Origin of the sequence: Solibacillus sp. FSL R7-0668 (assembly GCF_038006205.1) — a bacterium.
Classification (GTDB): Bacteria; Bacillota; Bacilli; order Bacillales_A; family Planococcaceae; genus Solibacillus.
The window spans coordinates 2,209,960-2,223,350 of sequence record NZ_JBBOUU010000001.1 but is presented as its reverse complement, the minus strand read 5'-3'; the positions used below and the strand labels follow the sequence as shown (position 1 = coordinate 2,223,350).

At 38.2% G+C, this 13,391-nt stretch carries 16 protein-coding genes; 8 read left to right on the top strand and 8 right to left on the bottom strand.

Translation table 11 applies throughout. The annotated features are described in order from the left end of the window. The first annotated feature begins 61 nt into the window (after nucleotides 1-61). A complete protein-coding gene (locus MKX47_RS10865; protein WP_340773950.1) occupies nucleotides 62-463 on the top strand; it encodes a hypothetical protein in 402 nt (133 codons plus the stop codon). Nucleotides 464-527: 64 nt separating this feature from the next. Here MKX47_RS10865 and abc-f read toward each other — a convergent pair whose 3' ends face one another. From abc-f to MKX47_RS10830, 7 genes are all read right to left on the bottom strand, one after another. Further along, nucleotides 528-1,982 (bottom strand): ribosomal protection-like ABC-F family protein, encoded by a 1,455-nt coding sequence (gene abc-f / locus MKX47_RS10860; protein WP_340773947.1) that lies wholly within the window; start codon nucleotides 1,980-1,982, stop codon nucleotides 528-530. A gap of 281 nt (nucleotides 1,983-2,263) precedes the next feature. Then, nucleotides 2,264-3,643, bottom strand: coding sequence for a HAMP domain-containing sensor histidine kinase (locus MKX47_RS10855; RefSeq protein ID WP_340773945.1), 1,380 nt, complete (start codon nucleotides 3,641-3,643; stop codon nucleotides 2,264-2,266). Further along, on the bottom strand, nucleotides 3,640-4,314 hold the full coding sequence (locus tag MKX47_RS10850) for a response regulator transcription factor (RefSeq protein WP_340773943.1): 675 nt from the start codon (nucleotides 4,312-4,314) through the stop codon (nucleotides 3,640-3,642). Before MKX47_RS10850 ends, MKX47_RS10855 begins: the two co-directional genes overlap by 4 nt. A gap of 36 nt (nucleotides 4,315-4,350) precedes the next feature. Next, on the bottom strand, nucleotides 4,351-5,031 hold the full coding sequence (locus MKX47_RS10845) for an ABC transporter ATP-binding protein (protein WP_340773941.1): 681 nt from the start codon (nucleotides 5,029-5,031) through the stop codon (nucleotides 4,351-4,353). Nucleotide 5,032: 1 nt separating this feature from the next. Further along, on the bottom strand, nucleotides 5,033-6,061 hold the full coding sequence (locus MKX47_RS10840) for an ABC transporter permease (RefSeq protein WP_340773939.1): 1,029 nt from the start codon (nucleotides 6,059-6,061) through the stop codon (nucleotides 5,033-5,035). Nucleotides 6,062-6,229: 168 nt separating this feature from the next. Next, nucleotides 6,230-6,628 carry a hypothetical protein gene (locus MKX47_RS10835; protein WP_340773936.1) on the bottom strand — a complete coding sequence of 133 codons (399 nt, stop codon included), beginning with the start codon at nucleotides 6,626-6,628 and terminating at the stop codon, nucleotides 6,230-6,232. Further along, entirely contained in the window at nucleotides 6,625-7,599 is a 975-nt protein-coding gene (locus MKX47_RS10830) for a phosphotransferase (protein WP_340773934.1), read from the bottom strand. The genes MKX47_RS10835 and MKX47_RS10830 overlap by 4 nt, the downstream gene beginning before the upstream one ends. Nucleotides 7,600-7,843: 244 nt before the next feature. Here MKX47_RS10830 and MKX47_RS10825 point away from each other — a divergent pair, with 244 nt between their 5' ends. The 4 genes from MKX47_RS10825 (at nucleotide 7,844) to MKX47_RS10810 (ending at nucleotide 9,563) form a co-directional block, all read left to right on the top strand. Beyond that, nucleotides 7,844-8,350, top strand: coding sequence for a DUF4871 domain-containing protein (locus MKX47_RS10825; RefSeq protein ID WP_340773930.1), 507 nt, complete (start codon nucleotides 7,844-7,846; stop codon nucleotides 8,348-8,350). Nucleotides 8,351-8,391: 41 nt separating this feature from the next. Further along, complete coding sequence (locus MKX47_RS10820; RefSeq protein WP_340773928.1) at nucleotides 8,392-8,781, top strand: hypothetical protein; 390 nt, start codon at nucleotides 8,392-8,394, stop codon at nucleotides 8,779-8,781. A gap of 66 nt (nucleotides 8,782-8,847) precedes the next feature. After that, nucleotides 8,848-9,141 carry a hypothetical protein gene (locus MKX47_RS10815; RefSeq protein ID WP_340773926.1) on the top strand — a complete coding sequence of 98 codons (294 nt, stop codon included), beginning with the start codon at nucleotides 8,848-8,850 and terminating at the stop codon, nucleotides 9,139-9,141. 44 nt (nucleotides 9,142-9,185) lie between these two features. Continuing rightward, the gene (locus tag MKX47_RS10810) at nucleotides 9,186-9,563 is read left to right on the top strand and encodes a peptidylprolyl isomerase (RefSeq protein ID WP_340773924.1); all 378 of its coding nucleotides are present in this window, start codon (nucleotides 9,186-9,188) and stop codon (nucleotides 9,561-9,563) included. A gap of 311 nt (nucleotides 9,564-9,874) precedes the next feature. Here the strand turns inward: MKX47_RS10810 and MKX47_RS10805 are convergent, their stop codons facing one another. After that, the gene (locus MKX47_RS10805) at nucleotides 9,875-10,507 is read right to left on the bottom strand and encodes a LysE family transporter (protein WP_340773922.1); all 633 of its coding nucleotides are present in this window, start codon (nucleotides 10,505-10,507) and stop codon (nucleotides 9,875-9,877) included. Nucleotides 10,508-10,641: 134 nt separating this feature from the next. On the opposite strand from MKX47_RS10805, the gene MKX47_RS10800 reads away from it, so the two are divergent. From MKX47_RS10800 to MKX47_RS10790, 3 genes are all read left to right on the top strand, one after another. Then, nucleotides 10,642-10,980 (top strand): hypothetical protein, encoded by a 339-nt coding sequence (locus tag MKX47_RS10800; protein ID WP_340773921.1) that lies wholly within the window; start codon nucleotides 10,642-10,644, stop codon nucleotides 10,978-10,980. 123 nt (nucleotides 10,981-11,103) lie between these two features. After that, nucleotides 11,104-11,817: a hypothetical protein gene (locus MKX47_RS10795; RefSeq protein ID WP_340773917.1), complete on the top strand. Its 714-nt coding sequence runs from the start codon at nucleotides 11,104-11,106 to the stop codon at nucleotides 11,815-11,817. Nucleotides 11,818-12,315: 498 nt separating this feature from the next. Continuing rightward, on the top strand, nucleotides 12,316-13,365 hold the full coding sequence (locus MKX47_RS10790; protein ID WP_340773915.1) for a 2,3-butanediol dehydrogenase: 1,050 nt from the start codon (nucleotides 12,316-12,318) through the stop codon (nucleotides 13,363-13,365). Nucleotides 13,366-13,391: the final 26 nt, after the last annotated feature.

Below are 13,391 nucleotides of genomic sequence, written 5' to 3'. Positions count from 1 at the left end.
AGATTGAGTTCAGATACGCATTCTATACTTTCTATAAATCAATTTTATGGAGGGTATTTATATGGTAGAGAAAAAGTGGAGTATTCATTACATTCGTTTAGCCGCAATTTTTGGATTAATTGGTGCGGTCATTGGTTCAGATATGTCAGGCAGTGGGAACTATGCATTGCGCCCTGTACACGCACATATCCTTGTTGTCGGCTGGCTATCACTTGCTGTTTGGGCATTGTTTTATCGAACATTTACTGTGAAATCAAAAAAATTAGTGCATTTGCATGGTTGGACAGCAGTGCTAGGAACAATTGGCTTAACGGTCGGCATGCTGTTTTACAATGTCAATCCATTTAACTTCAACGAAACATTCACAATGATTTTCTTCATCGTTGGCGGTTCGATTTTATTAATTAGCTATGTTATTTTTATTTGGATTACCTTTACACTGAAGGCAGTGGAGGACAAATAAACGCCTAAAAGCCTACTTGCGAAAAATAAGTAGGCTTTTAGTATGGGTATATAGTTTTTGAAATTTAATTTTCTAGTGTGATAATCTTCGTCGCAACAGACTTTACAAAGGAATAATCATGCTCAACGAATAGCAGTGTTGGCTTAAAACGTGTAAGCATGGCCTCGATTTGCTGCTGATTAAAGACATCTAAGTAGTTCAGCGGCTCATCCCAGATATACAGTTCGGCAGGCAAGCCAAGTGATTTTGAGAATTCAACCTTTTTCTGCTGGCCATTACTCATCTGCTCAATGGCAACATTAAATACATCACGACCAAAACCTAAAATGCGTAAGTTATTTAAAAATAATGTGTAATCAATGCTTTGTGTATCCGCGAAATCCTTCAGCACCCCAACATTGTCTTGATGCTGCTGGCGAATTGCGCTTTGTGTCAGTCCTTGAGGCATCGTAACTTCACCATGTACTTCGCCGGTAAATGTTCCTTGCAAATACGATAATAGCGACGTTTTGCCACTACCATTAGGTCCAACAATCGCCACTTGCTCACCTTGTAGAACTTCAAACGTGAGTGGTTTGAAAAGGGGAATACCGTCATAGCTTAATGTAAAATTCCTTACACGCAGCACTGGGTTACGGTGGCTGAACTGGCAGTTGATCGTTAAATCGCTGACCGTTTCGATATTTTTTAGTAGCTTTGTTTTTTCTTCCACTTTTTCAGTTGTGCGCTTTTCGATGGCTTTAGCCCGTTTATTCATGCGTTTGGCGATGGCGTTACCAAATGGGTCGTTTCCAGAAGGTTTTTCACGTTGATTCGCCCAATCGGCTTTTTCTCGCGCCGTTTTTTGTAGGCGGTCGATTTCTGATTTTAACGAACGATTATGCTCCATTTCGAATTCATCTTGTAGTTTCTTTTGCTGCTCATAGGTTGTGAAATCGCCTTTATAGAGCTTCAAGTCGCTCTTTTCAATAACTAACAGATGATCTACTACTTCATCAACAAACGCGCGGTCATGGCTAACAACGATAAAGCCCTTTTTCCTTTTTAAATAATTCGCAACAGTAGTACGGGCTTTCATATCAAGATGATTCGTTGGTTCGTCAAGTAGGGGGAATCGGCTATCATCGCAAAACAGCGCGGCAAGTAATACTTTCGTTTGCTCACCACCTGAAAGCTGCTCAAACGGCTGCCATAACAGCTCTTTACCTAGTCCAAGCAGCTGACATTCACGCTCCAATTGCCACAATTCCACTGGCGTCACTTCATCAATTGCATAATAGGTAATGTTTGTCGGATCGTGAATCGTTTGTGGGAAATAAACAAATTCCTCGTCGCTAAAAATTTCTCCACTAAATGGGCGCTTGTTCATCAATAATTGTAGTAGCGTCGTTTTCCCACGACCATTGCGCCCAATCAGCCCTAATTTCCATTTCGTATCAAATGTCAGATTTACATCATAAAAAAGTGCTTGATCTAATGTGTCATAGCTAAACGTTACATGTTTCATTTCTATTGGCATTCAGCATACCTCCAAAGATTAAATTTGAAAGTATACGCATTATTCAAATAAAAAAATCCTCCTGAATCATCAGAAGGATTAGTAGGTATACGTAAATAAGCCGAAAAAACGGCATTATCAAGGTAGTATAAATGGGCAGACTAATCCTATTTTAAGTGAAAATGCGTATACATTTTACGTGTAAAATAGAATTATAAATTCATTGGCCATTCATCGTCCCTTCAAATTAGATAATGCTATTATGGCATGTTATGAGGTGAAATTCAAACATAATTTTACAACTAGTCATTCGTGTCATGCTGCGGAATCGTCACTGTAATTATTGTCCCTTCACCGAGTGTACTTTCTACATCAATGGTGCCATTATGCAGTTGAACGATTTGTTGGACGATCGCTAAGCCTAGGCCTGTCCCTTCGATTGTGCGTGTTCTGGCAGAATCGACGCGGTAAAAGCGATCGAAAATGCGCTGCTTCTCCTGTTCGGGAATCCCAATGCCGCTATCACGGAAAATGACTGAAATACTATCTGAATTTTGCTGTATTTGAATGCTAATCATACCAAATTCGTTGGTATATTTAATGGCATTGGACAGTAAGTTATCCCACACCATATTTAATAATTCACTATCGCCGTAAATCATTGTTGCGGGTAGGGAATAACTAGCCATAAGCTCCTTTTGCTGAAATTGCCATTGGTATTGGTGAATGAGCTTTTGGAGCTGCTCGTCCAATGAATAGCTTTTGAATGTGGCGCTACGTTCCTGTTGATCCAATGTCGTCAGCTGTAATAATTGATTTGTTAGCGTTGAAAGTCGATCAATCTCCGCATGAATCGAAGCTGTATAAGGTGTATCAAGATGATATTCTTTTTCGATTAATGTCATAAAGCCTTTAATATTCGATAAAGGGGACTGAATATCATGCGAAATATTCGAGATGAATTCCTTGCGCTGTTCATCTACATAAGACAGCTTATTGGCCATATGCATAAAGCTTTCCGACAGCTGGCCAAACTCATCTTTGCGAGTAGCTAATTGAATATTATAATTCCCGTTGGCGATGGAAGATGTAGCTGCTTTCAATTTTTTAATTGGCTTTACGATGAATTTCGTACTCAATAATACGAGAATAATACTTAGCAAAATCGTAAAGATGATGAGCGCAGCAAATAGATAATGCATTTCGTTAAAGGCAAGCTTAATATTCGGTCTTAAGAAGAAGGCATAGGTTTCATTCCCATATTGTAAAGGTACGCCAATCGAATTTTTCACCTCATTGGCAAAAAAGCCTGTGACAAATGTTTGATGTGGAAACTCTGCGATACCGTGATAGATGTTCCCATTCAGCACCATTTCCAAGGTTGTTTGGTCAAGCGACGTGTCACGAAAAGGCTCCCCGTACATAGAAGTGTTAAACTGGCTATCAATTAGTATAATGTGATAGCCAGTCGCCGCACTATGCTGTAAGTAATCTTGTAAGGGGAGCTCTGGATGTGCTTCGATATATTGCACCATTTCCACAGCAAGGCCGGTTGTTTTTGCATCGTTTTGAGGCTTTAATGAAGATTGATAATATAAATTCGAAAGGAAAAAAGCCGTTAAACTACTAAAAATTATTATAGCAATCGTTGTGACGACGAATTTCGTATACAATGTTTTCATTTGCTTACCTCAATGGAATAACCAACACCGCGAACAGTTTTAATATGAAGCTCCGGTGCTAATTGGGACAGTCGCGCGCGTAAACGTTTAATATGCACATCCACCGTACGTTCATCTCCCGCAAAATCCAGATCCCAAACTTCCTCAATAATTTGCTCACGCGTTAAAACCTGCCCTTGATTTGCCACAAGAAAGCTTAATAGCTCGAATTCCTTCAATGGAAATAGTAATGTTTGCTCGCCAATTTGAATTTCATAGCGCTTTGGATGAATCGTCAGTGGCCCCATTTGCAAACTCTCTGTAGGGGTCGTGTCATAGCGCCGCAATAATGTCTCCACACGAAATTGCAGCTCTTTTGGATCGACCGGCTTCACGACATAATCATCTGTTCCAGCACGGTAGCCTTGTTCTTTATCCTCAATTTGTCCTTTTGCCGTTAGTAAAATCACCGGCAAATTATACCGTCGTCGAATTTCCTTTACAACGTCAATACCATTTAAATAGGGCATCATCACATCAACGATTGCTACATCAATTTGTCCCGCTTTTAATTTTTCGAGCGCTTCAACGCCGTGCTGAGCCTGAACAATGGTATAGCCAATTTGTGAAAAATAAATGGAGATGACTTCCCGAACTTTTGGGTCGTCATCTACTATTAGGAGAGTTGTCATTTATAAAAACACCTCATCGTATAAAATTTGACATCGTTACGCCTTGACTGGAGCTTGAATTATTTCTCCGTCTTGCATCGTTACGATATTATCTACAAAATGTAGCACTTCTTGGTCATGTGTGACAAGTAAAGTTGTTAAATTGAGCTCTTTTGTTAAATTTTTTAATAGCGCCATAATTTCCTCTGTGCGCTTCGAATCCAGGCTCGCTGTCGGTTCATCAGCAAAAATAATTTCAGGCTGATGAATGATGGCGCGGGCAATGGCAACACGCTGCTTTTCACCGCCGGATAGGGAAGAGGGGTAGGCATTTCTGCGATGTTCCATATCGACAAGCTGTAAGACACGCGTAACCTCAGCTTTATTGACCTTTTTTTCAGCCACATCTAGCATTAATGTCAGCTGTTCTTCCACTGTTAAAAAGGGGACAAGATGTGAAAACTGGAACACAAAGCCGAATTTTTTGGCACGAATGGCACGCATTTGCTCGGCGGATAATTTAGCTAAGTCTTGATTATTAAAGAAAATTTGTCCGTCTGTTGCATCCTGTAAGCCGGCCGCAATGGTTAATAATGTACTTTTCCCAGAGCCTGATGCACCAACTAAAGCCGTTAATTCCCCTTTATTTAAGGTTAAATCAACATTTTTTAAAATGACTTCTTCCTGATCCCCAAAGGAGAAGGTTTTTTTGATTTGCTGTAATTTAAACATTTCCATCTTACATCTCTCCTTGCTGAATGGCCTGAAGTGGCTGAATTTTTTTAATTTGTAAGCCTGATAGTGTTGCACCAATAAAGCCGATTACTAAGAAAATTACCGCAAATAGCAATGTCGTATCAAGTGTTAAATGGAACGGCATACCTGCTGGCGCAATTTGTTGAATGAGCTGACTTAAGCCCATTGATAGTAGGAGTGCCAAAGCTGTAATGAATAGCATTTGTACCCACATCATGACGAATAACGTTTTTGTTTTAACACCGATTGCTTTTAAAATACCGAATAGGCCTGTTTTTTGAATGTTCATCATATAGAAGAAAATCGCAAACAGTAAACCGCTAATAACGACTAAAAACCAAATAATTAAATTTAAGCTTAATTGCTCTGCTGAATAACTTGGAATCGTATTTAAAAAATCCTTGTTCGAGTAGGCAGTCAGTCCATCAATTGCCGCTGCATCCCCCGGCATATACATTAATTGCTTATCGAATGTGCGATACATTTCGGCAAAATTATCTGGATGAATAAAGGCTACCGCCGCATGGTTGAATTTCGTTTGCTCTGAAAAGCCAACAATTTTCCACTGCCCGCTATATTGATTATTTGTTAAAATATCACCAATTTCATAGCCATCTTCTTGTAACGATTGATCGACAATAATTTCGCCTTTGTTGACTTGTGGAAATTGCTCGGAATCACTTGTTGTTGCAAAGGCCACACTTTGCTGTTTACCCTCTTCATTAAAGAAAATCCCCATTTGAATCGACAGGGCTGTTGCATCTTCATACTTATTTAAAATGCTGTCTTGCTGCTCGGGTGAAATGGTGGATAATGCATAATTATCCTCGGCATCCGTTGCCATATAAAAATGTCCATCTGGCATTTCCTTAATAAGGGCGGCATTGTCCTGCGAAAGCCCGTTCGCCAATCCGGCAATCATAAAAGTAAGGGCACTAATTAAAAAAACGATAGCGCCAAAAATCAAAAATTTACTCTTATTTTTTTTCATTTCTTTAAAAGCTAAATTCATATCTAAAACCTCCGTTGACTTGATGTACTTAGTATAAAAAACGAATATGAACGGAGGATGAACGAGGGGGAAGAATAATTTTTAGCGGATTACCAAAGGGGAAAAAGACAATGCCAATCAAGTGGGAATTGTCTTTTTGTAATAAAGCAATAGGCAAAACGAGCCTAATTATTTTTCTTCAATGTCTAAATTTTGATAATAGGCATCCACAATCGGGTGAATATCTGGCTCCGAATCATAATATGTTTCACCAATTTGCATTAATGAAAAACCAAATTCTTTCTCCCCATCCACAACCTTAATACCATATCTCCAGCCAGAGCGTTCTTCTTGGTTTTTCTGTGGCGTATAAAGGATGTCCTTAATCAAAGCGATAAACTCATCAATTTGCTCCGAATCAGTCATTGTTTTTGAATAGCCTGTAGATCCATCGACAAGGATGACTTTGTCAATCGTTTGAATGTCCGCGTCGTTAAAAAACATTTCGAGCGTTTGTGTCTTGGCGTCAGAACAGCCGGAAAGGAGGAAAAACCCAATCAAAAGAATAACCGAAAAAAATGACTTCATTTATAGTCCTCCATGCTCATGATTAGTTTTGAATGGTCGGTGTCTAAAATCCCCTTCGTTTGTTGTAAAAATTGTTCATGCTGTGCGCTGTTGGCAATGCCTTGTTCAACACGGTCGTAGCGAAAGGCGCGGATGATGGCAAAAAGGGGTGAGGCAAGGTCAAATTCTAACGAAGTCCATGGCCGGAATTGCTGATAGGCATTTATGAATAATTGATATCTTTCCTCTGCGCAAAGCTTCCCTTGGTACGCCGTATGCCAGCAACAATAAATGGCTGCCGCGATACATTCATTTACTAAAACCTCATCACCGGCTAGATTGAAATCAAAAATGGCGCTAATATTATTATTTTCAAATAGCATATTGTAATAGCAAAAGTCACCTTGTGTTGCGGCCTTTGGTAAAGTAGCCCAATGCTGCTTTAATAAGCTTCGATGTGCATTATACAATTGTTCAATGGCTGGAAAGGCTTCGTCATGCTGAAATGCTTTTTTAAAATCGAGAAAGCTTAATTCATTTTCATCATAGTCGCCAATTGCCATTGTTGCATTGCCGCCAAACATCGACCAGGATGTTGCTTTTTGTAAGGCTAATTGATGTTTTAATGAATAGGCATGCAATTTACCAAGCAGCGCGCCCATTGCTTCGATTTGTGCATCGTTTAGCTGCTGAATTTCTTCCCCCATGCCTTTTTGCTCAAGCGTATAAACAAAATCATTCTTTTGTGCCGCGAAGTTTAAATTGGTTGTTGGCAAATAAGCGGAAACTGGAAGTGCATTTTGAAGAGCATTGGCAAACTGACAATAGGCTTCGACTTCCTGCACTATTTGCTTTTCCCCTTTTAAAATATACGATTGCGCGGACGTGTTGATTTCAAAAATATGCTTGTCTGCATTACGAATCGTTGTCACGTCTTGTATGGTAATATTCCATGTTTTTTCGATAAATGGCTGTAGCTCTTGAAATTCCATATGCTCGTTCACTCCCTGAGAAAAATCATCGCATAAAGCGGTTGTTTTTGGATAATTATGTTAATGTTATCATAAGTATTACCGAGGAGACAGTGGCTTTCTATTTTCTATGATGACTTGAAGGGCACAAGTGAGCGGATGTGCATGAGGTCTGCACAAGTGAATTGGATATGTGTAATATATTTGCGAATCACAATTTAATTCCTAATAATCAAATCCTACATTCAAAAAAAGGGGGAATTCTGTGAGAAATAAGCTTATGCTGTTGATTTCGTTCGTTTTATTAGCAATCCTCGTTGGTTGTGAAAACAGTGAAACGCTGGAGGTTAATTCTACTTTTGCATTACCCGTTACCTTAAGTGATGGGACAGATGGAGAGTATTTGCTACTAGGGAAAGAGGGGAAAATCGGCTTTTTAGTTGGAACGGGTAAAAAAGGGGAGGCAGTGGCAGAACCGATTATCGCCAATCAGGCAAATAAGTATATGTGGCATCTTTGGGGAAATCCCGAGATAATTAGCGGTGATTTTAAAATAGTTGGCACGGACGCAAAGGGAAAAGAGCAGCCGGTATTATTAATGGATAATGAAACCGTATGGCAATACTCTGATATTTCCATTAGCCCTAATAATGGTGCCGATTCTCACATTCCCTCGCAAATGCTGTTTCCTACAAGTGGCATCTGGAAATTAGCCGTTTATTTTGATGAGGAATTGTTTGATGAACTTGTGATAAATGTTCAAGATTTTTGAATCGACTCCAACTACCCTGGACTTCTGTGAGGGGAAATTTAATGAAAAAAACGATTATCTACCCGTCTATCGCTATTCTTATCGTTGTATTAGTATTTTCATTTTTCTATAACGGATTTTCAGGCATTCAAAGTATAACGATACAACAATATGATGAACCAATTAATGATGGGAAAATCACTACTGATAAAGAAAAAATAAAGCCCATTACTAGAATCCTTAATCGGTCAAATCGTGTTACCGGTGATTACGAAATGGAATATAAATACTATTACAAAATTCAACTGAAGTATAAAGACGGTCAGATAGAAGTTTTATATGTTTATGAAAATTTTAGGAAAAACATAACACTTTTCGTTAGTGATGTACGCGACAACTATAAAATCAACAATAAACAAGCAAATGAACTACTAGACCTTTTACTGAACTAACGGAGGCTTAGTGAGGGATAGGCACTCTAACAGCTGTTGCGAGTAAAAGTAGATATGGGGGGAATCATGGTGGATAACAGTAAAACAGGTACCATCTTAGGGATGTTATCAATCTTGCCCGTGCTCGTAAGTATCATTGCGTTTTTTATACTAAGAGGACCTAATGCGGATGTTTATTTAATCATTGCTATTTTCGGCATTTTGTCCATTATCGGCATTGTACTTGCTGTCATATCAGCGTGGATGTCCAAACGACGCATCAGCAAATTATTTATCGGATTGGTCGGGTTAACCCCAAATGTAGCCGTTTTAGCTGCGGCTTATCTATTATTACTAGCAATGGGGATTAGTGAGGTTTAAATATTTTAAGCTAATCAAATTACTAATGAAATGAGGAATTTAAAATGAAAAAATTATTTCCTTTAATGTTAGTTGTCACAATAATCGTAGCAGCCTGTACTCCATCTGAATTAAGCATTAGTGAAATTCAAAATGTTCCGAATAGAATACAAGCTCTGATTGACACTGATTACACACTGCAATCAATTTATGATAGTGATAAGGACAACACTTATATTATATTTCATTCTACAGAGACAGTTACAGCCGAACTTGAAAAAAGAGAGAACGTATTAAACATAAAGTTAGATAGTGTAAAACAAGAAGGGAATGCATTAAAACAGTACGTATATAAAATTACTCGTGGCGATGCAGAGTATGATACAGTAATTATCCTAGTTAATGGTGAAAATACACCTATAGATAATAGCACGAGTTTTTAAGGATAGAAATCAATGAACCTTTAATAACCCCAATCATTTTTATTGGATATAGCCTGTATAAATTATTGTAAAAACATATTTGAATATCATAAAAAGAGGGGGCTGCGCCAAAAGTAAATACTTTTAGCGCAGTGCTTCGTTCGTGTATTAATTATCCGCTGCAGGCTGCTTTTCGCGGTGGTTGAAATAGGTACAAATGCTAAAACCGTCACGTCGTGTGACAACGCATTCATGACCAGCATCGTGCTGGCCTCCATCCTCGGCGCAAGGGGGTGTCCCAGAATCACTTCTCGGACACCCCCTCTCAAACATTAGATGAAATTTTTAACATCCACATAAAATTCATAAAGAAAATAACAGGCGAATCCGAATAATAGAATTCCTGCCATGATCGAAGTCCATTTAATCATATTTCGATTCATCACTTTTCTTGTTAAAGAAACAAGGGTCAGTAAGCCAATATCATGCAGCAAAATCCCTGATAAGATTCCTAATGCCACAACGAGAAATTGAGTTGCCCCGTTCACCGCATAGGAATCCGCTAAAACAGCGCCAAATACGGAAATCCAAAACACTAAATTACCAGGCGATACCGCCACTAGTAAACCATTTCGATAGGTGGAGAAAAATGATTTTTGCACTTTTTCACCGGCTAAACTAATATCCTTATCTGCATTTTTTATGGAATCATAGGCAAGCATAAATAAGAAGATTGCGCCAATAATCCATAGTGGCATTTGAATATAGGGCAACGCTAAAAATTTTGCTAAACCTAAATAGAGCGCCACAATTAATAATGCATCAATGGTCATCCCGCCAATGCCAACTGCCCAGCCATGTAAAAATCCATTTTTCAATCCTTGCTTTGTCATTTCCACCGTCATCGCACCAACAGGCATTGCAATGGCCAGTCCGATCATGACATATGCAAAATACGTACTCATTTCAACACTTCTTTCAACAAAACATCTTTTCATACGTCCGTTTATAAAAATTATTATAGATGAATAATTATGAGTCTGCAAATTATTTCTAAATACGATATAATTTACATAAAGGATATATCTAGGAGGTTAATATGAACATAATAGAAATTTTCGTCGTTATTGCTATTATTGTCGCTTTCATTTTTGCCTATTTTAAACACACTGAATATAAACGAAAAATCCAAAATTCTTCCATGAATCGTGCAATCAAACAAAAATTAATGACACAGCTAGGCATACTGAATGGTGCATTAGTTGGCATTATTCTTTTCTATTCCTACAATATGATTGCTGGGTTAGTACTGCTTCCACCTTATTTTTTATCAGGCAATGCAGCTGCGCTTGGAGCTTTTATTAGTTTTCTAATCTATTTTGTTGTCAGAATGAGATTGCAAAAGCAAATTAGGGAAACAAACGCTATGCTATGGTGAGGAGTAGAGGGGGAAGCTCACCTGAATAGTGAGCAATTTCACTTGCTCCAGTATAGACTTGATGATATTTATTGACGCTCAATCATAAAATAGCCATACCTTCTGAGAAAGGGGAATGGTTTAGTGACTGTGGCGTTAAACATAAAGGGCAAGGATTCCATCATTATGGCAATTGATAGTAGGGCATCAAGAAAAAATAGCCCAGTCCACAATGATCAATGTCGGAAAATATTCATTTTACCGAATAAAGTGGCGATTTCTTTTTCTGGCAGCTTAACGCGTGTGATTTTCAATAAAGAAACGAACGAGATAATTTCTCGCTATATGGATATTAATGATATCGTTTACGGCTTGGCGCATTATCCGAATAGTAAAAACATGACAATCGCTGATACGATTGAATATGTCATCAGGAAATTTTGCAGTTATTTTGTGGGATTTACGACTCAAATCCATTTAGGTGGAGCGGAGGAAGGGAAATTAGTGTTCGTATCAATGGAATTCAAAAACGGCGAGCATATTAAAAATTACCCAATTCCTATAGATGAGTACGGTTTTAGATTTAGCGGGAGTGACCATGAGCAAATTTTTAGGAGTATGATTAAATGTAGCGAGCAACATCCAACAATAAGTTATGACGAGATGGCAGCCGCACTCATACAAAAAAGTAACGACGAGCTCATTGCGTTTACTTATAACGTCATTGCGGAAGTGATGAAAGAAAACGTGGATAAAAGTAAGGAGCAGCAAACAGTTGGCGGAAATATTGATATTGTGCAAATTACAAAAGATGACACGGTTTGGGTAAGGCGGGATGGGCAAGATATAGTGAAATAATTGGAAATGCAAAAAGCAATAGACGTCTAGCCTACCTATTTAGTGGGACTTTTATATATCGGATTTTGCATAATAGATTACATGAGCTCAGCTGTTGTAATCTGGGTATTATTTAGCACTTCACGTGGATATGTAAGCTCATCATTCAACAAAGCATAAAAACTATCAGGCATCTCCGGTACGATAGAGGGAGGTGCTATTTTTATGTCATTCAAATATAACATGTGGCCAGGATCTCCTAAAAATTCTCAAAAAACTAGATGTGTATGAATACAGTTAGAAAGTTATTGTCCAAAAAATATTTTAATATTTTTTTCAATAGATTGACCATTGATATCATTCATTTCTACTAGTAAAAAACTGTATTAATACAGAAAAAAGGTAAACAAAATGATTGTTTTTCTTAAAACACAGTATTACTATATGCAATGTAAGGCAATGGAATAGCCTTATTGTTTAAAACGATTAACACATATGATGTAGTTGGAGGAATGAAAAATGAAAGCAGCAGTATGGCATGGGGTTAAGGATATTCGTGTTGAAGAAGCAGAGTTAAAAGCTCTTAAAAATAACGAAGTAACCGTTCGTGTAGCATGGGCAGGTATTTGTGGATCTGATTTACACGAATATCAAGAAGGACCAGTTTTCGTACCAGTAAACGCTCCTGATGAATTAACAGGGGAAATTGCACCATTAACTATGGGGCACGAATTTGCGGGTGTGATTGAAGCAGTAGGTAAAGATGTAACAAAATATAAAGTAGGCGATCGCGTAGTCGTAAACCCAACACTCACTCATGGTATCAAACATGAAGATGTAGATATTTACGATGGTTTTAGTTTCATTGGTTTACATGGTGACGGTGGTTTTGCTACATTCGCGAATGCTCCTGAGGCCAATATTTATAAATTACCAGAAACATTATCTCTTCAAGATGGTGCTTTAGTAGAGCCTACAGCAGTAGCAGTTCAAGCTGTAAAAGAAGCCGATATGAAATTTGGTGACACGGTAGCTGTATTTGGTGCAGGTCCAATTGGCTTATTAACAATTATTGCAGCCAAAGCAGCTGGCGCTAGTAAAATCCTAGTTTTCGATTTATCGGATTATCGTTTAGGAAAAGCGAAAGAATTAGGTGCAACACATATCTTTAATTCAGGACAAGTTAACCCGTCAGAAGCAGTTCGTAATGAAGTGCCAGATGGCGTAGATGTAACATTTGAAGTTGCTGGCGTAGGTCCAACATTTAAATCTTCAATCGACGTAACAAAAGCACGTGGTACGGTTGTTATTGTATCAATTTTTGCTCGCCCAATTGAGTGGAATCCAATGATGTTAACAAATACTGGGGTAAAAGTAACTTCAACAATTGCTTATTCACCAACAACATTCCAACAAACAGTGGATTTAATGGGTACAGGTCAATTAAAACCACAAGGTATTGTAACTTCTCAAATTAAGTTAGATAACATAGTTGAAGGCGGCTTTGAAGCCTTAACGAATGATAAAACGCAAGCTAAAATTTTAGTAGAATTAAGCGGAGAAATGTAAGAAGCACTTCAATCAATCTAGCAATC

Excerpts from the sequence above, each read along its gene's own strand:
- MKX47_RS10865 (WP_340773950.1), top strand. The coding sequence starts at position 62 with ATGGTAGAGAAAAAGTGGAGTATTCATTACATTCGTTTAGCCGCAATT.
- abc-f (WP_340773947.1), bottom strand. The coding sequence starts at position 1,982 with ATGCCAATAGAAATGAAACATGTAACGTTTAGCTATGACACATTAGAT.
- MKX47_RS10855 (WP_340773945.1), bottom strand. The coding sequence starts at position 3,643 with ATGAAAACATTGTATACGAAATTCGTCGTCACAACGATTGCTATAATA.
- MKX47_RS10850 (WP_340773943.1), bottom strand. The coding sequence starts at position 4,314 with ATGACAACTCTCCTAATAGTAGATGACGACCCAAAAGTTCGGGAAGTC.
- MKX47_RS10845 (WP_340773941.1), bottom strand. The coding sequence starts at position 5,031 with ATGGAAATGTTTAAATTACAGCAAATCAAAAAAACCTTCTCCTTTGGG.
- MKX47_RS10840 (WP_340773939.1), bottom strand. The coding sequence starts at position 6,061 with ATGAATTTAGCTTTTAAAGAAATGAAAAAAAATAAGAGTAAATTTTTG.
- MKX47_RS10835 (WP_340773936.1), bottom strand. The coding sequence starts at position 6,628 with ATGAAGTCATTTTTTTCGGTTATTCTTTTGATTGGGTTTTTCCTCCTT.
- MKX47_RS10830 (WP_340773934.1), bottom strand. The coding sequence starts at position 7,599 with ATGGAATTTCAAGAGCTACAGCCATTTATCGAAAAAACATGGAATATT.
- MKX47_RS10820 (WP_340773928.1), top strand. The coding sequence starts at position 8,392 with ATGAAAAAAACGATTATCTACCCGTCTATCGCTATTCTTATCGTTGTA.
- MKX47_RS10815 (WP_340773926.1), top strand. The coding sequence starts at position 8,848 with ATGGTGGATAACAGTAAAACAGGTACCATCTTAGGGATGTTATCAATC.
- MKX47_RS10810 (WP_340773924.1), top strand. The coding sequence starts at position 9,186 with ATGAAAAAATTATTTCCTTTAATGTTAGTTGTCACAATAATCGTAGCA.
- MKX47_RS10805 (WP_340773922.1), bottom strand. The coding sequence starts at position 10,507 with ATGAGTACGTATTTTGCATATGTCATGATCGGACTGGCCATTGCAATG.
- MKX47_RS10800 (WP_340773921.1), top strand. The coding sequence starts at position 10,642 with ATGAACATAATAGAAATTTTCGTCGTTATTGCTATTATTGTCGCTTTC.
- MKX47_RS10790 (WP_340773915.1), top strand. The coding sequence starts at position 12,316 with ATGAAAGCAGCAGTATGGCATGGGGTTAAGGATATTCGTGTTGAAGAA.